Source organism: Nostoc sp., from assembly GCF_036917775.1.
Taxonomy (GTDB): domain Bacteria; phylum Cyanobacteriota; class Cyanobacteriia; order Cyanobacteriales; family Nostocaceae; genus Nostoc.
Genome location: NZ_JBALEQ010000161.1, coordinates 20,949 through 42,748, shown reverse-complemented (window position 1 = coordinate 42,748; position 21,800 = coordinate 20,949). Strand labels below are relative to the sequence as shown.

The window sequence follows — 21,800 nt, the reverse complement described above, 5'->3', positions numbered from 1 at the left end:
TTATCGGAAATCCCTTACTCCTTTAAGAAACCGAGGATCTTGCCCTATACCTGAGTACCTTCGATATAAGCCTTAATGGTGGGTAGCGCCGTCATCTTCTCATAGAAGAAATTGTTGACTATTTTCATCACTTCCGCCTGGGCTACTTCTACTTCCGAACCAAGGGGAGTGCCAGATTCTTGGCGGCACAAACTACGATATAAGCGCAGCAAATGACGCACGATTTCTAACTCTTCTTCCCCCTCTAAAACCTTGACGGCTGCCACAATCAGTTCATCTGCCTGATTGAGAACACTATCGAGATCAAACACAGCACTATTGTCTCTGGCTTGTTGCACAGTTCCCATTAATGCGTGGACTTGGTAAAGCAGTGCCGTAGGTTCGTCGAACAATTCACGCAGAAACGCTGCTTCCTCGTAACGCCCGTTCAGCCGAAAGATGTTGTACATCCGCTTGGCTGCTTTGCCGTAGTTGAGGTGTTTACCTTGTTTAACATATTTTTTGACTTCCTTTTCCAATACCGCCACATAATCATCCATGACATCGGCGGAGGCTTGCTTCACCAGTTTGGAAAAGATGGGAGCGGATTCAGCATCTAGATAAACTTCTTGAAAATAGCCGTCCAGATAGCCGTCTAGTGCTGTGATAGTTCCATCTGGTGCTTCCCAGGTAACATCTACCACGTTGCTGGCGTTGGACAATTGACTGCGTATTGTGTCAGCAACAACCCATTCCAACTTACACCAAGACCAGTTAGGATCTTGGGCTACGGCATCCCAGGTTAACACTAGAGGATTGCCCTCTAGGTCGCTTACCTCAATTTGACCGGCAATCACCTCATCGGGTTGCCAGTTAATTGGCGAACCAGCACGTCTGGTGTATTCTCCCCGAACCACTTGTTGGGGGTAAGCACCAAAGTTCACATCAATTAACTGATAATTGGGGCCGGACATGGTGTTAAGTGCCTTATCCCGAACCAGTTTGCCAAGAATCTCGGAGGCTTCGCTACGGGTAGGCGCAATGATATTCACCCGCTCGAAGTAGTCACAGTCCCCGGGATAAGTCTGAATCTTAGATTGAGCCGCTGAACCAGAGATCGCCAATGCGGTTTCTACAACACCAGGAATATCCTCAAATTCGACGATTTTGCCAATGGTGCGAAACCGTGCCAACTCTTGCGGGTCAAAATCCAACATGGTGACTTTGTGCCCAAAAGCACCTGTGTCTTTGTCTACGACAATATCGCTGTCTCCTGTGGCCTCGGTGATGGAATTCATCCAACGTTCCAATTCTTGCTCATTGAGTTGAACCCCTAAACGATTAGCTGATTCAACGATGCGGTTACGTGCATCTAGAGTTTGATCTTGTGCTTTTGTCATATTTTATTTCTGATTTTATTTTGTGATTATACCTTTATAGATGATTTCAATAAAAATGATTTTTGCGATCTTTGTTAAAGAATATTTATTGAATATTAAGTTTGATAAAATACGGTCTACCTCACAGTGATTGTATTAGACAAAAGCCGCTAACTATCTCTGTATAAGGTTCACAATGCAAATACTTACTAAGAGTTTGTTAGATTTTGTTCTCTAATAAATATTTTTAAAGAGAGAAAAATAGATAGTAGGAAATATCATGATACTCCAAATTCATCTTTTTACTGATGAGTGTCATGTTAAACAAAGAATGTTCATAAATAGTCATTTTCAGAATAAGTAGTAGATAATCTGCAAAAATAAAGTTAACTATTTAAAATCGTCGTTTTTCCTTTTTCATTCTTAATTGCTAAGGGTTTTAAATATATTTACTTTTTGTAATATAGTTGTATTTATTTCCACTCACTTAGTTAGCGATCGCTAACTAAGTTATGTGCCAAAAAAATTTATTCCGCTAAGGTGTCGAGGCGGCGATCAAAAGCATAAGGATGAACCCAAAAAGAGACCTAGGCTGTAAAGCAGAGGTCTTTCGCTTTCAGAACGTTGTAAAATTCATTAGCAACGTAAAACGCTGATATGGTTAATTTAATGGCTTCTGCGCCATCAATGCCAAAATAGCAAGTCAATTGCCAATTCCATACTGACAATTATTGTTACTCCTATACCTAAAATGCGATCACCAATATTCCCCATATTTAGTTACAAACCTAAATATCTAATGCTGGGCCAAAAATTTTCTTTATATTATGCAAGGTTTTAGGAGAACTTTTCCCAAGATTGGGCAACTAATTGGCTCAACCAGCGACGTTGTTGTTGATCCAGCATTGGATCATCTGCTAGCAACTGAGCGGTTAATTCCTCCAAAGATTGACCCTGAGCGCGGACAATTTTAATGACTCCAGCGATCGCAGCTGCAACGAGTTCTTCATCAATCGGCTGTTGTCGTAGGGCAAAAATTTCTTGGGGACTGTCTGGAATGGGATAATTCATGGCGTGGGTTTACAAAAATACAAAATGAACAATAAATTCAACAAATTCTTAAAATTTCTTTACTGAATTGTTACGCAACTAGTTGCGCGGACTATACCTTACTTTGTGCCTTCATAAAATCTGTCTTAGTGAGTAGATTGATCGGAGATGTCAGGAAACGATGAGAGAAATCCTTTATTTAGAAGTTCCAACTCCAGATATAGAAAGTGTGCGTAGCTGGCTACAAACAGATTTTGAACCTGGAAATGGAGAAAAAGTGCTTACTTCGGAAGGCTTTCGCCTCAAAATACCCAGTGCTAAGACACCTTCGGGGGCGGCTCTTTCCGAAAACTTGCCTGTGGAACTTTCGGTATTTGTTTGGTCAGTGCAACGAACTACCTATCTGAAAGTGTTTCGTTGGGCAGAACAACCCTTTCCCAGTGAGGGCCAAATTCTGCAACGCCTAACCAAAGAAATCAGAAGCCGTTTTCCGCATCATTATCCAGAACCACCAGCGATTGATTTATCCCAACAATCGATTTTTGCCGCTTTAGCCTCTGCTTACCCCCTCACCGTCAAGTATTTTCAGAAAATGCCCAATGGTGAATACGATCTAACACGTGCCTACTGGTGGGAAAAACGATGGCGCGAAGGAGTACGAAATCCGCAGAGTCCGCGTCAAGTTGTGTTTTCCAGTCGAGGGGACAGGGGAGCCGGGGAGCAGGGCAGCAGGGCAGCAGGGGGAGGTGGAAAAATAATATCTTCATCATCTTCCTCATCCCCTACTTACGACCTGATTTATATCGGCGGCGCACTAGGCACGATTCATGCAGCATTGATGGCAAAACTAGGATATAAAGTCCTGCTGGTGGAACGAATGCCCTTTGGCCGGATGAACCGAGAATGGAATATTTCTCGAGATGAGATTCAAAGCTTGGTTAACCTGGGTTTAGTCACCCCCGCTGAGTTAGAAACCATCATTGCTAGGGAATACAAAGATGGATTCAATAAGTTTTTTGATGCGAACAACCCATCCAAACTGCGATCGCCCGTTCTGCACACACCCACAGTCCTAAATTTAGGCTTAGATTCCGAAAAATGGCTCCAAATGTGTGGGCAAAAGCTGCAAGCAGCAGGCGGCGAAATCTGGGATGAAACAGAATTTATGCGTGCAGATATTGATATATCACAAGTTTTGTTGCAAGTCAAGCACTTACCTAGTCAAGTTGAAAAACAAGTAAGTGGACGACTGCTAATAGATGCAATGGGAACTGCATCACCCATCGCTTGGCAATTAAATGGTGGTCGTGCCTTTGATAGCGTTTGCCCAACAGTAGGAGCAGCAATTGAGAGCGGATTTGAGCCAGGAGTATGGGATTCGCAATACGGGGACGTTCTTTATAGTCATGGGGATATTTCGCGGGGAAGGCAGTTAATCTGGGAACTGTTTCCCGCAGCAAATGATGAATTGACGATTTATTTATTTCATTACCATGAAGTCAATGCTGAAAATCCTGGTTCCTTGCTAGAGATGTACGAGGACTTTTTCACAATTTTGCCAGAGTATCGCAGGTGCGATATGGACAAATTGGTGTGGAAGAAGCCGACATTTGGGTATATACCGGGGCATTTTAGTGTAGGAAGTAGCGATCGCACAGTTGCCTTTGATCGATTGATTGCGATCGGCGATGCCGCATCACTCCAGTCTCCACTCGTCTTCACCGGTTTTGGTTCGCTAGTTCGCAACTTAGAGCGCTTAACAACACTGTTGGATACTGCTCTCAAACACGACTTATTGAGTTTCCGCCACTTGAACCAAATTCGGGCTTACCAAAGCAACGTTTCCGTTACTTGGCTATTTTCCAAAGGCATGATGGTACCCACTGGGAAATTCTTACCACCCCAGCGCATTAACTCCATGCTCAACACCTTCTTTGGACTGTTAGCAGATGAACCCCAAGAAGTAGCAGATAACTTTATCAAAGATAGGTGTGATTGGTTAACCTTTAATCGCCTAGCGCTCAAAGCCGCTAGGAAAAATCCTGCCTTACTTTTATGGATTTGGGAACTGGCTGGGCCTAGAGATTTAATGCGATGGCTTGGTAGTTATTTCAATTTCGGTCGTCATGCCCTTGTTAGCGCTTTACTAAGCCCCTGGTTTGGGCGCTTCTTAAACCGGGTAGGTTTTTGGCTAGAACCCCGAAATCCTGGCTTGTGGCTGTGGCTATTGGCGATTAATTATGCGATCGCCACAGGCAAACCGCGATCGCGCGCTCAAGTAGCAAAGGCAAACCCAGAAGCCATAATTCCGAAGTCAGAAGCAAGGATTCTCAATTAGTCATTAGTCATTAGTCATTGGTCATTGGTCATTGGTCATTGGTCATTGGTCATTGGTCATTGGTCATTAGTTATTGGTCATCGGTCTTAGTAGTTTGACAAATGACAAATGACAAATGATAACTAACTAATGACAAATGACAACTAACTATTGACCTTTGGGGCGAAAATTCGGTAGTTCCACAGATGCCAACGACTTACGCCCCTTGGGTGGACGTTGGGGATAAACCACAGGTGAAGGTGAATTCCCGTCATTGGTGTTATCACTTAATGACTCTGAGGAAAAATCATTTTCTGATAATTCCAACTGTGACAATTGAGACACTTCTGACCAGTAATCTTCACCTTCTCCAATAGGCGGCTCAGTGTGGAAAGAGTTAGAAGACACCAGTAAGTTATTAGCTGGTGAAAGTACAGAATCTGTCGTCCAAGAAGTGGAGGTAGTTACAGAGGGATTAATTTCTGCCTCCAACTCCTTCTCCCGTGGATTTTCTGCTTTTTCATCGTCTTCTAATATTGTTGCTAAAGTCTCCCAGACAGGGGCATTATTAGCATCTGCATCTGTTTTTGCAGTAGGCGGTGGTGATGCAGATGGAGGCTGGGAAGTGAAAAACATTTGGATGAGACTATCTAACTGCTGATCTAAATTGGATGACCCCGAAGTTGAAACAGCTTCAGGTGTATCTGGGGAATCGTCAATTTTTGGAGAGGGGGCAGGAGGTTCTGCTGATTTTGGCGTATTTTGTTTAACTGACCAGTTCCAAGAAGATGGTGGCGGTGGAGTCGGTTCAGTTCTTTGGAATGGGATTGGTGCTGACGGTTCACCCCAAGAATCATCTTCATTTTCAGTCAATGATTCTGATTCTGCTGACCAAGGTTGAATTGGCTGGGCGTTAGGAAACAAAGACCGAGCTTTTCTAGAAAATCTTCCTTGGCTACTAGTTATGTCTTTGGGATGTTTGGCAGTATCTTCTAAGGAGTCATAGCTAGGAACCGATGTATCTAGACATTTTTCCAAAGCCGCTTTAAATTGCAGCGTCTGACGTTGTTGTCGCATCAGTCTAGTACGTAACTCTCGACAAACAGTTTCTGACTGCAATAACTGCTCAGACTGTTCGCTGTTACTAGTGTGTAACAACGTACATTCTCGCTCTAGCTGGGCAAGGCGTTGCTGGCTAATTTGTAGCTGTGCTTTATAACTATCAGTAAAAATTTCCTGGCGTTGAACAGTTTGTACAGCAGTTTCTAATTGTTGAAATAAGGATTTTATCTGTTCTTGAGCCGCAGCTAATTCTTGAGTATGTTGGTTGAGCATCGACTCGGTAACGCTAGAGCGCGTTTTCTGCCACTGCAAAACCTTTTCAGACTCAGCTAGGTTGTCTTTTAGCTGCTCTACTTGTTCATACAAGTTATTATTAGCTGCACGCAATTCTTCGTTCAATGCCAGCAGGTTCTGAAATTCTGAATCAATAAGTGCTTGCTTGCCGATTTCCGGTTCTGCAACCCAGTCCTGCTGGGTGGTATCTTTTGAAAATTGTGTATCTTCAGCTGGCATGAGGAGTGGCAGTTGCTTAACTGCCATATTGTCATTAGGCACAACTGAGTAAAAGGGACAACTCGCCTGCTCCGATTGTGGCGAATTAGCAGAATTTAGGGATTCCATCACAGCCCCCTTATTTGATGTGTCAGCTTCATTCATCACTCTTGACCCACCTGCCTAAAAATATCAGCAGTGCTGGCATTAGCATTGCTTATCAACTTTGTCTAATCAGGGTTTGCTCTAGAAGCTAAGTTTAACTCTCTCCAGGCACCAGCAATTCATCATCAATTGGTGTTCCCTATTTTGGATCTAGACTGATGCCGTTATAACACTATGATGCTCGTCCCCGTCAAGAAGAGGCAGGGGGAACGGGGCAGGGAGCAGGGGAGATTAAAACAGTCGTGTCTCTGTCCCACGGAAGTTTTTTTACATGAAAAAACTGCATTAGCTTATACTTTATTTTCTGCAATCGCATCTATCTTAAGGTTTAAATCTCAAACATCCCCTGTAATACATTTTTCTCCTGACTCATTTATTACTTAGAATAGATGTCAGTATAAGTATCTATTATTCGATGATAATTCTATAATCTTGAGCGATCGCACCATATAAAGGTAAGGTGATTACCTATCAAAATGTTAAAAGCGCTTTCGAGTTGGCTTAGCCCGCTACGCTTTCGGCTCCAACCCATTTACTACGTGGACGTTCTTGGTCTGGGAAAGGAAAAATCACCCGTGTCGAAGTCAGTCTAGATGGCGGTAAAACTTGGCAGTTTGCAGGACTGAGAGAACCAAATTTTCCATTAGGAGAAGAAATTAAAGTAGCAATTAAGACTAGTTTGGGTGTAATTGTCATCACTGCTTTAGCTGCCTGTACAGGACACACATTAGAGAGAAATATTCTGTTTGCTCAAGGTTTAGTTTTAGGATATGCTGGTTTTTTAGGCGTTCAGATGAGTACTCGCACATTACCAAAACTGCCAGATTCTACTGTAAGTTTAGTGCTTCGCATCTTCTTGGGCACACTATCAATCTATCTTTTTTGGGAAGCTTGGATAAATTATCAACACATAATATAGTATATAGTAGCTTGTCATCAAGTCGGTGAGCCAACTTAACTTCTAACTCTGCATTGGATATGCCAATGTTTTTAATTTGTCAACAGAGTTTTACTTTTCCGTATTAAACTTATTTTTTATTTCACTCATGAACTGAAATATATATTTCAGTTTACTGTTCTATATGTCATAGATATTATCGACTATGTTGAGCTAATTGGAATTATTTTGGATATCAAAAGTTACTAATTTTATACTAACTGCATAGCGTACTAGACCAACAACATCATAAATATTAAGTCGTTTCATCAAATGCACTCGGTGTGCCTCAACCGTTTTAGTACTGATGCTTAATAACTCTGCAATCTCTTTTGTGGAAAGACCTTCTGCAATTAATTTTAAGATTTCAATCTGGCGGGGTGTTAATAAAGAGCTAGGCTTTTTGTTGGTAAAGATACGTTCCTTTTTTGTCGATAATTCTGACTCTAGTTGATGAGGTCTTGTAATTTCTAATTTTAATTCATCGTTAACTAAAGCAAGTTTTGTTGTATAGTTTTTAACTTTTATTTTTAATTCTTCATACGCTTTAGATAACACTAGCTCTGCTTGTTTGTGTTTAATAATATTAAGTGCTGTTTGAATAGCAACATAGAGGTCTTGTTGACTAATCGGTTTTAAAATATATCCACAAGTAAATCTCAGTGTCGCCCTTTCTACAGTACTTTGATCAGAGTATGCTGTAATATAAATAAAAGGTATTTGGAGACAATCCCAAATTTCTTGCGCCGCTTGAATACCATCCATTCCACCCCGTAATTTAATATCCATTAAAACTAAATCTGGGCGAAGTTCAGTTGCTTTCTCAATTGCTGTTTCTCCTGAATCTACAATATCTACAACAGTGTATCCGAGCCACTCTAAATTTTCTTTTAAATTCATTGCAAGAATAAATTCATCTTCGACAATAAGAATCCGATGAATATTTGTTATAAAAGTGTCCATAAGACTATTGGTTAACTATATATCTAATATCCGTTTTTTACAGACTTTCATTCAATGATTGATTTTGTAAACAATCAAAATCTCTACAATTACTACTCCTAACAATGCAAATCAGCATTATGTTCCTTCTCTCATCTAGTTGCAGTAGCATAAACTTTGCTTATCACTGCTGATCAACTGTGGTGCTGTTACTGATTGTGTACATAAAATTTCTATAAAGTTCATTATCTTATCCGTGAAAATACAGAAGTTGATGCCTTATTAAAAGAGATAAAAGACTACTTTAAATCTTTCTCTTCTACTGGTTTACAGTCTGCGATCGCTTGTTGCATAGATCTAGGAACCTTATGGCTTTTAAAGCCTAATCTATCATTATTTTCTGATAATTAGGAAAATCCTTAAATCATTTAAGGATTTTCCTGATTGTACTTTTTTTGTATTGCAGTTAATGTTGTAAAACACTGCAAAAATAATATATTATTACGTCAATTTATAATGTGAATCACTTTCAACAAGCTTTTATAATCCTGGCTCCTCAGTTTCCTAGCTTAAAAAGCATATAAAATGCAATTGCTTCTCAGGTAATCATTCACGGAAAATAGGCATTTACACTAAAGAAAACCGTGGATTAAAAATTTTACTAACTCTATTTATAAATTTTCTTGCTTCTTTTATTTGGAAGATGTATTTTATCATGACTTATTAAAAGCATATTACAAAAAAATGTATTTTAATTTTCACAGTTTCTACTCATACTATTAATCTTAACCTGTTAATTAATATTTTTTAGGAGATGGATATATATTATGTATGACTTGCAAATGTTTACTATGAGAGATATGTCAGAATGTGGTTTAGCTCTGCGTAGTTTAGGCAAAAAAGCTAACAGCATGGAGGAAGTTGGTAATCATATTGTCCAATATCTTTATAACAATTTAATTGATTTCAAATCTGGTGAAAGATCCTGTGCGCTTGTCCGTTTTTTCAAAACTCACTCTTACGCAGAACTCCCACCAAATTTACAAGAATATACACATAATCTTGTTAGCAATGATGTACTAAAAAATAATCTTAAGTGTTTAACTTTATTGTCAACTGCTGGACAAAAACCAGAATGGAACTCACGGCATAAATCTGAGGGACATAAGGTAATTCCTCTCTTCAGTAAAGAGATGATTGCTCAAATACCTATGATTTTTCAACTTATCCAACAACTAGGGTTAAATCTTGATGTTGTAGTGCGACCAGACCTAAATTTATTAACTGATTTAGAACAGAAGATGTATAACGTCTTTTATATCCCTGATGCCTTGGGTAGTCCTTATATTCCTTCACAAACATCATTTGTAATTCCTTATAATATCAAGTCTGTAGTTGGATTTGGAGGATTATTGCCTTCAGGTAACATATTTACAATTATCATGTTCTTGAAAGTTGCTATTCCTCAGATAAGCGTCGATTTATTTCGTCCTTTAGCACTAAACGTAAAAATGGCAATACTACCTTTTGAAAATGAAAAAACTTTTACTGAGCAAGAGCAGCCTCTTGTAGGTGAGAATATTTCAACGACAACAGGTGATGAAACGTTTCAATATCTTAATTCACAGATTACAACACTAAATCAGCTATTAGATGTTTCTGAGCAATCTACCATAAGTCAATCAGATCGCCTTGAACAAACAAATGCTTCCCTTCAAGAGACTTTAAAAAAGCTTCAATCAGCTCAAATTCAACTAGTACATAACGAAAAAATGTCTAGTTTAGGAAAACTCGTTGCTGGTATTGCTCATGAAATTAATAACCCTGTTAACTTTATTCATGGTAATCTCAGCTATGCTAAAGAATATACACATTCTATTCTGGAAATAATCCAGAAATATCAAAAATATTATCCAGATCCTCCCGAAGAAATCAAAGAGTTAGTTAAAGAGAATGACTTAAATTTCCTAATTCGAGACCTGACAAGAACTTTCAATTCTATGACAGTAGGAACGGAACGAATTACTGAAATTGTTAGCTCACTGCGAAATTTCTCTCGTTTAGATGAAGCAGAAATTAAACAAGTGTATATTCATGAAGGTATCGATAGTACTTTAATGATTTTAAAGCACTTTTTACAAGCTACAGATAAAACTCCAGAAATTGAAGTTGTTAAACAATATAGTCAATTACCTTTAATAGAATGCTATCCTGCTCAAATAAATCAAGTTTTTATGAATATCATTACTAATGCTATTGATGCATTACAAGATAGTGGTAAATCATGGTTTAGACCTAATAATCAACTAGAAAAAGCCAATTGTCTATTACCAGTAATTCGTATTTCCACTGAAGTAATTGAGCCAGAATGGGTAGCAATAACCATTGCTGATAATGGTTGTGGAATGAATGAGAAAGTGCGTGCAAGATTATTTGACCCTTTTTTTACTACTAAACCTGTGGGTAAAGGCACGGGTTTAGGTCTATCGATTAGTTACCAGATTATAGTCGAACGACATCGCGGAAAAATCAGCTGTATTTCTGTTCCAGAGCAAGGGACAGAATTTGTGATTAAGATTCCTGTAAAGACTAAAAACTAATCGCACAAAACTCCTACCCTTCAAAGGCAGGGGGAGCAGGGGAACAAGGATTATTGATATTATCCAATTCCCAATGCCCACTTGCCCTGAAGGTATCGCAGAGAAGGGATTCCCAATTCCCAACTAAAATGCAGCTTTGAGCAAAGCGATCGCTCGAACCCACAGCATAATACTAATAGGCGCTCCAATGAGAATACCAGCGATCGCCCAGCCTCTTTGATGGGCTTTGAATTGTTCAATACTGCGCCACTGCCTACTTTTCCAAGCCCATTCATTGCCTTTAGCACCGAGTGCGATCGCCATCAACCACCAACCATGTGGTACAAAACAGAATAGCCCATACCATACCTGATTCGGCCACATCCACAACCAAGGCATGAGAAATGCGCCCCAGTTCCAACCGAGAATTTCCTCTGGAACTGTTTCATTTTGATTACTTATGCCGCATCCAGAATTGTTAATTATTTCTTTTAACGGTAAAAGCTGACTTCTGTTTGCAGATTTCACAGCCAGACCAGATTTGAGAGCATTCAGCGCTTGGCGGGCATCAGTAAATCGTTGTTCGGGAGCGGGTTCTATTAACTTTTGTAGCCAACTGGTAAAACTAGGACTGAGATTAACTCGGTCTGCAAATTGCAGTCGTAAATCCTGCTGAGGTAAATCAGAGGGGCAAGTCCCAGTGAGCAAATGAATCAGAGTCGCACCTAGTGCATAGAGGTCAGAAGCTGGAACTGCTCGACCACCAAATTGTTCCATTGGGGCATAACCATAAGTACCGACAACGGTGAAAGTAACGCCTTCTCTTGCCGCTTTATCTTGTACTGCACCAAAATCAACTAAATAAATCCGATTATCTTCGCCCCAGATTAAATTACTCGGTTTAATATCTCTATGTAACACCCCTGGATTTAACTCATGTAGATACATGAGAATATTTAAAATCTCACCGGCAATTTTTCTCGCTCGCTTTTCAGTAAACCTTTTGCCAAGAGAAAGTTTTTGTTTAAGCGACTCACCAGGAATATATTCTTGTATTAAGCCAAACCAGAGAGTGCGATCGTCGATACAAAAATAATCTATATATCTAGGAATGCGGGGATGACTTATTGTTTTAAGAATTTGTGCTTCCCTCTCAAAAAGTTTTAAATCATCCCACTGTATAGTACCGCCAAAGGCTAAAAGTTTGACCACAACGGTCGAATTTTCGCCATCAGAGGCTAGTAAATCCTTTGCAAGCCAAGTTTGACGAATTCCATTGTTACCAAGTTGGTGTTGGATTTGATAACGATCTTGTAATATCTGTTCTGGTTGCAGCATCTTACACCTGCTGGCAGTTTACGCCGATCTGATTCCCTTATATTCAAGGATAGTCATTATCTAGAGAAATTGTGGGAATGAGATAATTTTTGCGATAGTAAGCTTGATATTCCGCAGACAGCAGAGGTTCCCACCAATCACGATGATTGAGATACCATTCAACAGTTAAACGTAAACCCTCAGCAATTGTTACAGAAGGTGTCCAAGCAAGCTGAGTTTTAATCTTGTTCGCATTAATTGCATATCTCCTGTCGTGTCCCTGTCTATCCTTGACAAAAGTAATCAAATCCTTTGCTGGACGGATTGGTAAATCAGGTGCTAATTCATCCATCATTTCACACAAAAGCTGCACCAGGGTGAGATTTTCTACCTCATTGTTGCCACCAATATTGTAGGTTTCCCCTGGTTGACCATGATTGATTACCACATCCAAAGCACGACAATGATCGACCACATAAAGCCAATCCCGCACATTTTTACCATCACCATAAACAGGTAATGGTTTACCTATTAAAGTGTTGATGCACATCAGGGGAATTAGCTTTTCGGGAAATTGATAAGGCCCGTAATTGTTAGAGCAATTTGTGATAATTGTAGGAAGTTTATAAGTATGATAATAGGCCCTGACTAAGTGATCGCTACCAGCTTTTGAGGCTGAATAGGGACTATTAGGAGCGTAAGGTGTAGTTTCCGAAAAAGCTGCATCATTTGGACTCAAACTACCGTAGACTTCATCAGTCGAAACGTGTAGGAGACGATAATCAGATGGCTGTGCTTTAGCCTCCCAATATTGGCGAAAAGCTTCCAGCAGCGTGAAAGTTCCCACCACATTAGTTTGTACAAAAGCCGCCGGCCCAAGAATCGAACGATCAACATGAGATTCAGCAGCAAAATGAGCGATAGTATCTATATTTTCAGTTGATAATAGGTTGTCTATGATGGTGCGATCGCAAATATCACCCTGCACAAACCGAAAATTCTCTCTTCCCTCAACCGCCGCCAAATTCAGACGATTCCCCGCGTATGTAAGCGCATCCAACACCACCACCCGGTCATCTGGATAAACCTGACACCAGTGATGGACAAAATTCGCCCCAATAAACCCCGCACCCCCAGTAACTAATAACCGCCGACTCATTCCATTTCCTCTCTTATCTCTGTGTTCTCTGCGCCTCTGCGGTTCATTTATATTACTTAAAATATTTTTTCCTTAGCTTTCCATATATCCTCTGAGCGAGTAATTTTGCCATACGTATTTTCGTCAAACTCTTAATATTAGATGGCTGTTGGATCTTGTGATCGAAAAACTCATTTAACTCATCTAGAATAGCTTGGAAACGCTTAATAATATTTTCAGTCCGATGCTCAGTGAAAAAATCTTCAGATAAACTAAAAGCTGCTGAAGAATCAATCACTTTCAGAATACGTTGCACATCATATTCTTGAGAATATCCAGCAATTTTATAGCAATTAAAGCCAGGATCTAAGTAATCTGCCAGTCCTCCGTTAACACTAGAAAATACTTGACAGCCACAGGCAAGAGCTTCCATTGGTTGTAGCCCAAATCCTTCACTAACGCCCTGTTGTGCCCAGTACTCAGCCGAATCATAGAGGTAAACCTTAGCTCGGTTAAATAGTCCGGGTAAATCTTCTATGTATGAATCAACAACCAATACTTTACAACGTTTTTGCAACGCTGGAATCAATTCTTTAATTAAATACTCAGAAGATTTTCGAGCCTGGACTAAAACATCAATATCCCGTTCCAGACCTAAATTTTGAAACTCATCAGAAATTTGATTGGGCAAATAATAAATCAGAGAATTAGGTGATTTTTCTCCCCAGTATCCCATTGTATAGCGGCTAACAGTAACAATCGGAATACTCGCAGGTAGTCTAAATGGATAACCTGGACTATGTGCATGGTAAACCACATTGTATTGCTTAAGTTTAGCCACGAGTTGAGCTATATCAAATCCCCAACTAATGACAAAAATTACATCATTTAAATTTTTCTCTTTTAGTAAATCATCAATAAAAAGCTTATCTTTTTCTCGCTGACGGTAAGTTACAACCTCAGCACTACAGAAATTCTGAGCCAAATTAAGTGCTTTTAACTCAGCCCAAAGGCCACCACAGGCAAATTTGCCATCTGTACCGGGGAGTAAGAAGTAAAGTTTTCTCATAATTTTTAAGGAAACATTTAACCTTGTGTTCCTACATCCAGGGAGCATTATCCATCAAAGCATCTAACATCTTCTGGAAGTTTTGACGGAATACTACGGCTAATAAACCGCAGAACATTGTAGTTGCTGCCATCACCCACCAAAAGTGAGTGACGTGCCATAAGCCGCCGAACAGGGCAAAGATGATTAGTCCAGCGCCAGCGCCCCCTGCAAACAGTAGAGTTGTTTCTTTTGCGGTTTCTTTGAAGGTGCGTGATTTTGATTCCATAAGATTACTCTTGCCAGCCCACTTTAACAAAATGTGCATCACGCCCCCAAACATCGCGTGTGCGGGTAATATTTTCAATTGCTAGGTTAAAAGGAATGGCAGTTGTTAAGTAACGCTGCGCCATAAAACCTAAATCAGGTGCGAGTTCAGCTGCTGTCGTCGCTGCTAACCCCAAACCGATAAGTTGCTCGATTGGTCGAAATGGTAATAACAGATGTACACCAACAGCTAGTCCAGCTGTTAAGAGCATTGCTACCGATAAATTTGTGCCGCAACGGGGATGTACAGCTAAATCCCATTCTCCATTGGTGAGGCGATGTCGAGCAAGTGCTACCGCACGGCGCAAATCACTAATATTTACTTCACCATAAAGGTAAAATCCATGCTCAGTAGACAAACCGCCTAATAGTTCGTTATCTGGTTGAACGTTAGTAGCTTTTCCTTTAGCAGGTTGGCCACTTTGTGAATCACTAAGAACCCAAACAGTAGCGTGTTCTAAGGCGTGAACCTGCCGGATCATCAAAATTTCTTTCAACCCTGGAATAAATGATAGCTGCCTGAGTAAGTCAGCATCTTGTGTGGGTTGGGGAAAGTCTAAGGGACGGTATTCTGGGTTCGGAACTTTCTCAGATACAGGAGCTTTAAGATCAAAGTTAAAAAAATTCAAGGGAGACGAGCCACCCTGAAAAGAAGCAGAAGTATTCATTGGAACACCGCTCTCCAAGCCGATGGAGCAATATAGATTTCTCTCAAATGTAACGCTTGCACTACTGAATTGTTGCTAATTTTTGTGGTTAATTGTTGAGTTTGGGTATCAAGTATGGGGCATGGGGCATTGGGAATTGGGAAGAGACATAGTTTTGTAGGTTGGGTGCAGCGATCGCGTAACCCAACATAAATAAGCTGGTAATCTTGGGTTGCGTTTCACTCCACCCAACCTACATAAATATATCTTTTAAAAAACTCTAGGTTTCAACATAGATGAGGTTTAGTTTCCGAGTCCGAGGGTCAGCTGGCTCCACTAACATAAACTCCGGCTGAGTGAAGGACTCGGAACTTTTGGTAGAGCGTTCACACTGAAAACTTAGGCGTGGGGAGGGAAACAATCAGCCAACCTCAAAATTGGCTTGCAATTCTACCAGACCATAGCAATTAGGTTGCTACTAGTAAATTGTTTATTCGATCTGGTTAGGGAGAAGACAGCAATTGACATCATTTAAGCAGACTTTGCCCCACTGTAAGGCCCAGCGAACAAGAGCTACTCGATTTTCGGTCTCAGTCTTGGTCAGAATATTGCTGATATGGTTATCAACTGTACGCTTGCTAATCTCCAGTTTTCCTGCAATCTCTTGGTTAGTTAAGCCAGCGGCCACTAGGTCGATAATTTGCAGTTCTCTGTCTGACAGACTAACGGGGGTCTCAGACTTGCCACCAGCCATGACTATTTCTATCCTCCTTTGGTATATCTACTTAATCACTCTTTTTAATTCTAGAAGATTCTTTTGTTGGTAGGGGTTTCAAGTATTAGCAGTAATACTATTGTCAATATTTTCTTTGGATTTCAAGTTGGCAAGAATATAAATCTCGACAATACACAAGTATTTTATAACACTTATTTTTGTCTGTGGGCTAGTATAAATATTTAGATAAATTCGGTGGTAATTAGAAGCATATAGATGTTATGGAGTAGTAAAAATTGCTATTTCATTCTATGAAGGACTGGCGACAAATTAGCAAAAATTGTTGTAGATTTTATACTGTAAATTCTTAATCCAAAATCGAAATCTCAAATCTAAAATGAAATGAGCAATTCCCGTGTTTTGTGCCTCGGTGAAATTTTGTTTGATTGTTTAGCTGATCAATTAGGGTTAAAGCTGGAAGAAGTTAAATCCTGGACTCCCTATCCAGGAGGGGCTCCAGCTAACGTAGCCTGTGCTTTAGTCAAGCTGGGGACGACAGCAGCATTTATCGGAGCCGTTGGTGAAGATGAACCAGGAAATGCACTGGTTAAGCTATTACAAGATGTAGGTGTAGATACGACGGGGGTACAACGTCACCCCACAGCACCAACGCGGCAAGTTTATGTTACACGGGATCTGGCTGGCGATCGCACCTTCGCCGGATTTGGTCAGTATGACACCGCAGAATTTGCCGATACTCGCCTGCAAGCCAAACAATTGCCAGATGCGCTGTTTCAAGAGGCAGATTTTCTGGTTTTGGGTACTTTGGAATTAGCCTATCCTGAAAGTGAACAGGCAATTTACCGCGCCCTAGAGTTGGCAGAACATTACGATCTAAAGATTGTTCTAGATATCAATTGGCGGCCTGTATTTTGGGACGAGCCAAAAATCGCTCATCAAAAAATTCCAGAATTATTTAAGCGAGTAGATTTCCTCAAACTCTCAAAAGAAGAAGCTGAATGGCTATTTGAAACCGCAGATCCTGGAGCCATTACTTACCGCTTGGCTTCAATTGAAGGGGTGTTAGTAACAGATGGCGAAAACGGTTGCACCTACTGTCTGGGTGAGAACGAAGGCAAATTACCTTCCTTTTCCATTCCCGTAGTTGATACCACTGGTGCAGGAGATAGCTTTCTGGCAGGATTCATCCATCAATTGAGTCATTACGGCATCCACAGCTTGCGGGATGCTGAAACCGCAAAACGCATCGTCACTTATGCCAGTGCTGTTGGGGCACTGACTACCATTAAACCAGGCGCGATCGCTTCCCAACCAACAGATGCTGAAGTTGAAGCTTTTCTAGCCTCACATCAACTCTAGGAACTAACATAAGCCACTGGGATATTAGCCTTTAGCGGCTGATATCCCGACTAGAAAATGGATGAATTCAGGTAACTTCTTTACGTTTTATTTAACAAGCTAGGACATTAGGGACTTCCAAATAAAAAAATATCCCAAAGTCGATAGCAAAATTGTCGCTATTTCTCTTCACTCTGTGTTCTCTGCGTCTCTGTGGTTTATTTGGATAATTTATTTCTTGTAAATCACCTTAGTTGGTCTTAGCTTGCTGCCACAGAGTATCAACAGTTACAAACTCATAACCTTGTTGTAGCAGTTGTGGAATAAGAATTTGGATTGTGGCAGCAACATCTTGTCCACCGCAAGCACCATCATGCAAGACAATCAGCGAACCATTTTTGACCTGCTGCATAATTCGCTCTACCACAGTGGTGATACCTGGTCGTACCCAATCTTCTGGTACAACGCTCCACATAACTGAGCGGTAATTCCACTGAGAAAACAATTTTAAAGTAGCAGGTGTAAATAAACCATTGGGGGGACGCACATCCCGCACTTGTTCAGGTTGTAGATTGCAGGCATTGTAGATGGCAACTTGGGTTTTTTCTAAACTATCCTTCAATTCATTCAGGGAAAGCATGGGAAAAGAGCGATGATCGTAACCATGCAATCCGATCCAGTGGCCGCGATCGCTAACAGCTTTAGCGATCGCTGGTGAACGGTTGACGCAAACACCCAACCAAAAAAAACTGGCTGTAATGTTGTAGCGATCCAATACTGCCAAAACTTCTGGTGTGTATTGCGGATGGGGCCCATCATCAAAAGTTAATGCGATCGCTTTAGTATGAGGATTTCCACCCCAAAGGCAATTGGGAAAACTCGGTTGGAGAATACGATAGAAAACTGGGAATAGAGGAGCTAGCTGCATTTTGCGTTTATCTGCTGCTGACAACTTTTTGTAGGTGTTGCTTGCGAAACTGCGACAGGAGAAGCCCCGCCGTAGGCGATCGCACCGCATACATACAATGCCTCAATATTCTAGCCAAATTATCAGAACACAAAACTTCGTGCTTAGAACTCGAAACCCTAAGCAATATTAAGCGATGGGCATGAACTTGCTAGTCACTTTGTAACAAAATCTGTAACAGCATTACTATTTGAGCTAGCACTCGTCTAGATTGATGACAAATCTACGGGTAATCCCGGAATTTAAGGATTAATGCTGCTCAAAGATATACGAGATTATCAAATTCTATTTCTCGGCTTGTTCCTAGTATTGGGAATCGGTACAAGAGATTGGACGCTGCGACCAGAGTTAATTGGGGTAGCGATCGCCACCAGTCTAGCAACCCAATGGATATTGTCATTAGTTACTGGCAAAGAACAAATGGCAAATCTTCGCAGTGCTTTAATTACCTCTTTGGGGCTGGGCCTGTTGTTGCGGGCTGATCACTGGACGACAATGGCAATAGCCGCAGCAATTGCGATCGCAAGCAAATTTATCTTCCAAGTTGGCGATAAGCATTTCTTTAATCCCACCAATTTTGGCATCATATCTGCCTTGATTTTGACCCCCGATGCTTGGGTTTCGCCAGGACAATGGGGTGAAGAGTGGTGGTATGGGCTATTATTTGCCGGTACTGGCGGCATGATTTTGCAGCGCGTTGGTCGCTGGGACACCACGGCAGCTTTTTTAGGTTCCTACGCCTTGCTAGAGGCGATTCGCAATCTCTGGCTGGGTTGGACTTGGGATGTTTACTGGCATCGATTGATGAGTGGGTCTTTGCTGCTGTTTGCCCTATTTATGATTACAGATCCGCGATCGATCCCCAATTCCCGAATTGGGCGGGTAGTTTGGGCAATCTGCATCGCCGGATTAACTTTTATCCTGCGGAATTATTTCTTTATTTCCACAGCAGTTTTCTGGGCGCTGTTTGCCCTTGCACCATTGACCATCCTGTTAGATGTTCTGTGGTTAGCCCCAAGGTTTGCTTGGCAAGAAGCAGATGAAGAAACAGGAGAAGTGCCTCTTGTAGAGACGCGATTCATCGCGTCTAATTGATTCATCGCGTCTCTAATTAAAAATGCAGAGGTATAAAATGAAGTTTTTTCGACTCTTAACGCCATTATTGTTGGTAATTGTAGCTGTTTTCTGCTTTGCACCAGCAGCTTGGGCATTTTGTGGATTTTATGTAGCTAAAGCTGATACAAAACTGTATAACAAAGCTTCTCAGGTGGTGATAGCGCGAGATGGCGATCGCACCGTCCTAACAATGGCAAACGATTTTCAAGGTGAAGTCAAAGATTTTGCAATGGTAGTACCAGTACCAACAGTGGTACAAAAAGAGCAAGTTCGCGTCACTGAACCCAAGATTATCGAACGCTTAGATGCTTTTAGTGCCCCGCGATTGGTAGAATATTTCGATCCAGATCCTTGTGCCCCAGTTTACCCCCAGGCGTTATCAGCGCCAGCGCCAGCAGCAGCGATGAATGAGGCGATGAAAACCAGGGACGATCGCAGTTTGGGTGTAACAGTCGAAGCACGTTTCAATGTCGGCGAATACGACATCGTGATCCTTAGTGCTAAAGAATCTGGCGGACTAGAAACTTGGCTCCAACGCAATGGCTACAAAATTCCTAGAGGTGCGAAACAGTTACTAAAACCCTATATCCGCTCCTCAATGAAATTCTTTGTTGCCAAAGTCAACTTAAATAAATTCGAGCAATCTGGCTATCAGTTTCTTCGTCCGCTACAAATTTCCTACCAGTCACCCAAGTTCATGCTGCCAATTCGTTTAGGCATGATCAATGCCACGACAGAGCAGGATTTGATTGTCTACATCCTCTCGCCCCAAGGACAGGCAGAAATCACTAACTATCGGACGGTGAAAATCCCCTCCGACACAAACGTTCCCTTATTTGTCAAAGATGAATTTGGTGATTTCTACAAATCAATGTTTCAAACTGCCTACACCAAAGAAAACAAGAAAGTTGGTTTTCTAGAATACGCTTGGAATATGGGAAGTTGCGATCCCTGTTCAGCCGATCCTCTCAGCCAAGAAGAACTGAAGCAAGCAGGCGTATTTTGGCTAGATAATAATTCTGAAAGTAATGTACCAGCATCCCCAACCTTTCGTCGTCCCTTTCCAAACAGTAGCGTCTTCATCTCCCGGTTGCATGTTCGCTACACCCGCGACAAATTCCCTGAAGACTTGATATTCCAACAAACTGCTAACAGTGAATTTTTCCAAGGGCGTTATGTTTTACAACATCCGTTCCAAGGAGAACTCAAATGTCAGGCGGGTAGAGAATATAAGCGGTCTTTGCCCAAGCGTTTTGAACAAGAGGCGCAAACTCTGGCTAAACTCACAAATTGGAAGATCCAAGACATTCGCAACAAGATGAAACTGAGTGTTGGTAATCTGACATATTCTTGGTGGGAAAATTTATTTTCTTGGCTGGGATTATATTGAGGCGACTGAGGACTGAAGAAGAAGGGAGCAGGGGAGACAAGGGGACAAGGGGCGAGAACTTGAAACAAGTCTTTCCCCTTGTCCCCAATTCTCCTTGTCCCCTTGTCCTCTTGACCATGCCCAATTCCCAATATCTTGACGAAAGGTAATTTTTTGTGGCGTTGTTATACGCAATACTAAGATATTCTTGCTTTCTGCCTCAAGATTGTCATGGTTCAATTCGATGAACAGCTACGCCGCTTAGTTACCGAAGCCTGTGGACACCCACTTGGAAGTCCTCAGCGTCAGAAGCTGCTCACGCAAATTATTCGCTTGACAGCAAATAGACTCTGGAGAGAGGGTACTCCCTACTATCAAGATGCACTACAACAAACTTGGTTGTATTTCTGCCGCAATGTTTGTGATGGCTTGACTGGTCAAATCTATGACCCCAATTATGGGAGTATCATCACCTGGCTAAATGCTTACCTAAAACGTAGACTACAAGACTTTTACATTAACCAGAACCGGGAACAAGCCACCACAGTGCCTCTTCGGGTTCGTCAGTCTACATCGGGTGGAACAAGCGAAACAATCGATCCTGTAGATAACCTCCCTGCTAGCCCCCAAGCACCTCCCATTCTGGAAGACTTGGAAACATGGGTTCAGACCGATTCTGAAGGAGAACTGCGCCGTACCTATATTAAAGGACGACCAGATGTCAATTGTCAGGTGTTAATTCTTAAACGCCTACCCCCTGAAGTTAGCTGGAAAGAATTATCTGAGGAGTTTAGCTTGTCAATTCCGACGTTAAGCAGTTTTTATCAGCGCCAGTGTATACCACGTTTGCGTAAATTCGCTGAATCGGAGGGATTGTTTTAAACAAGGAAGAAGG

The 21,800-nt window shown here is 41.3% G+C and carries 18 protein-coding genes; 7 read left to right on the top strand and 11 right to left on the bottom strand.

Annotated features, from left to right (window positions below; all coding sequences use genetic code 11):
* Positions 1 to 44: 44 nt before the first annotated feature.
* Positions 45 to 1,379 (bottom strand): hypothetical protein, encoded by a 1,335-nt coding sequence (locus V7K69_RS32330; RefSeq protein ID WP_335042298.1) that lies wholly within the window; start codon positions 1,377 to 1,379, stop codon positions 45 to 47.
* An 816-nt stretch (positions 1,380 to 2,195) separates the two neighbouring features.
* Positions 2,196 to 2,429, bottom strand: a complete 234-nt coding sequence (locus V7K69_RS32325) for a hypothetical protein (RefSeq protein ID WP_335042296.1) — start codon at positions 2,427 to 2,429, stop codon at positions 2,196 to 2,198.
* Between the two features lie 160 nt (positions 2,430 to 2,589).
* Here V7K69_RS32325 and V7K69_RS32320 point away from each other — a divergent pair, with 160 nt between their 5' ends.
* Positions 2,590 to 4,746 (top strand): NAD(P)/FAD-dependent oxidoreductase, encoded by a 2,157-nt coding sequence (locus V7K69_RS32320; protein WP_335042294.1) that lies wholly within the window; start codon positions 2,590 to 2,592, stop codon positions 4,744 to 4,746.
* Positions 4,747 to 4,893: 147 nt separating this feature from the next.
* On the opposite strand, the gene V7K69_RS32315 is transcribed toward V7K69_RS32320, so the two are convergent.
* Positions 4,894 to 6,444: a hypothetical protein gene (locus V7K69_RS32315; RefSeq protein ID WP_335042292.1), complete on the bottom strand. Its 1,551-nt coding sequence runs from the start codon at positions 6,442 to 6,444 to the stop codon at positions 4,894 to 4,896.
* Between the two features lie 568 nt (positions 6,445 to 7,012).
* Here V7K69_RS32315 and V7K69_RS32310 point away from each other — a divergent pair.
* Positions 7,013 to 7,363, top strand: a complete 351-nt coding sequence (locus V7K69_RS32310) for a hypothetical protein (protein ID WP_335042391.1) — start codon at positions 7,013 to 7,015, stop codon at positions 7,361 to 7,363.
* 192 nt (positions 7,364 to 7,555) lie between these two features.
* Here V7K69_RS32310 and V7K69_RS32305 read toward each other — a convergent pair whose 3' ends face one another.
* A complete protein-coding gene (locus tag V7K69_RS32305) occupies positions 7,556 to 8,344 on the bottom strand; it encodes a response regulator (protein WP_335042290.1) in 789 nt (262 codons plus the stop codon).
* An 806-nt stretch (positions 8,345 to 9,150) separates the two neighbouring features.
* On the opposite strand from V7K69_RS32305, the gene V7K69_RS32300 reads away from it, so the two are divergent.
* Complete coding sequence (locus V7K69_RS32300; protein WP_335042288.1) at positions 9,151 to 10,923, top strand: sensor histidine kinase; 1,773 nt, start codon at positions 9,151 to 9,153, stop codon at positions 10,921 to 10,923.
* Positions 10,924 to 11,046: 123 nt separating this feature from the next.
* Here V7K69_RS32300 and V7K69_RS32295 read toward each other — a convergent pair whose 3' ends face one another.
* The 6 genes from V7K69_RS32295 to V7K69_RS32270 all read right to left on the bottom strand — a co-directional run bounded on the left by V7K69_RS32295 (position 11,047) and on the right by V7K69_RS32270 (position 16,133).
* Positions 11,047 to 12,240, bottom strand: coding sequence for a serine/threonine protein kinase (locus V7K69_RS32295; RefSeq protein ID WP_335042285.1), 1,194 nt, complete (start codon positions 12,238 to 12,240; stop codon positions 11,047 to 11,049).
* Positions 12,241 to 12,283: 43 nt separating this feature from the next.
* Positions 12,284 to 13,378, bottom strand: coding sequence for a dTDP-glucose 4,6-dehydratase (gene rfbB, locus V7K69_RS32290; protein WP_335042281.1), 1,095 nt, complete (start codon positions 13,376 to 13,378; stop codon positions 12,284 to 12,286).
* Positions 13,379 to 13,430: 52 nt separating this feature from the next.
* A complete protein-coding gene (locus V7K69_RS32285; protein WP_335042279.1) occupies positions 13,431 to 14,426 on the bottom strand; it encodes a glycosyltransferase in 996 nt (331 codons plus the stop codon).
* A 31-nt stretch (positions 14,427 to 14,457) separates the two neighbouring features.
* Positions 14,458 to 14,694 carry a hypothetical protein gene (locus tag V7K69_RS32280; protein WP_335042277.1) on the bottom strand — a complete coding sequence of 79 codons (237 nt, stop codon included), beginning with the start codon at positions 14,692 to 14,694 and terminating at the stop codon, positions 14,458 to 14,460.
* 4 nt (positions 14,695 to 14,698) lie between these two features.
* Positions 14,699 to 15,400 carry a DUF6391 domain-containing protein gene (locus V7K69_RS32275; protein ID WP_335042275.1) on the bottom strand — a complete coding sequence of 234 codons (702 nt, stop codon included), beginning with the start codon at positions 15,398 to 15,400 and terminating at the stop codon, positions 14,699 to 14,701.
* 469 nt (positions 15,401 to 15,869) lie between these two features.
* Positions 15,870 to 16,133: a helix-turn-helix domain-containing protein gene (locus V7K69_RS32270; protein ID WP_012410583.1), complete on the bottom strand. Its 264-nt coding sequence runs from the start codon at positions 16,131 to 16,133 to the stop codon at positions 15,870 to 15,872.
* Between the two features lie 363 nt (positions 16,134 to 16,496).
* Here V7K69_RS32270 and V7K69_RS32265 point away from each other — a divergent pair, with 363 nt between their 5' ends.
* Positions 16,497 to 17,474, top strand: coding sequence for a carbohydrate kinase family protein (locus V7K69_RS32265; RefSeq protein WP_335042272.1), 978 nt, complete (start codon positions 16,497 to 16,499; stop codon positions 17,472 to 17,474).
* Between the two features lie 229 nt (positions 17,475 to 17,703).
* Here V7K69_RS32265 and V7K69_RS32260 read toward each other — a convergent pair whose 3' ends face one another.
* Complete coding sequence (locus tag V7K69_RS32260) at positions 17,704 to 18,381, bottom strand: polysaccharide deacetylase family protein (protein ID WP_335042389.1); 678 nt, start codon at positions 18,379 to 18,381, stop codon at positions 17,704 to 17,706.
* A 291-nt stretch (positions 18,382 to 18,672) separates the two neighbouring features.
* Here V7K69_RS32260 and V7K69_RS32255 point away from each other — a divergent pair, with 291 nt between their 5' ends.
* From V7K69_RS32255 to V7K69_RS32245, 3 genes are all read left to right on the top strand, one after another.
* A complete protein-coding gene (locus V7K69_RS32255) occupies positions 18,673 to 19,515 on the top strand; it encodes an RnfABCDGE type electron transport complex subunit D (protein WP_335042270.1) in 843 nt (280 codons plus the stop codon).
* A 37-nt stretch (positions 19,516 to 19,552) separates the two neighbouring features.
* Complete coding sequence (locus V7K69_RS32250) at positions 19,553 to 20,926, top strand: DUF2330 domain-containing protein (protein ID WP_335042268.1); 1,374 nt, start codon at positions 19,553 to 19,555, stop codon at positions 20,924 to 20,926.
* A 210-nt stretch (positions 20,927 to 21,136) separates the two neighbouring features.
* Positions 21,137 to 21,787 carry a sigma-70 family RNA polymerase sigma factor gene (locus V7K69_RS32245; RefSeq protein ID WP_335042266.1) on the top strand — a complete coding sequence of 217 codons (651 nt, stop codon included), beginning with the start codon at positions 21,137 to 21,139 and terminating at the stop codon, positions 21,785 to 21,787.
* Positions 21,788 to 21,800 lie beyond the last annotated feature (13 nt).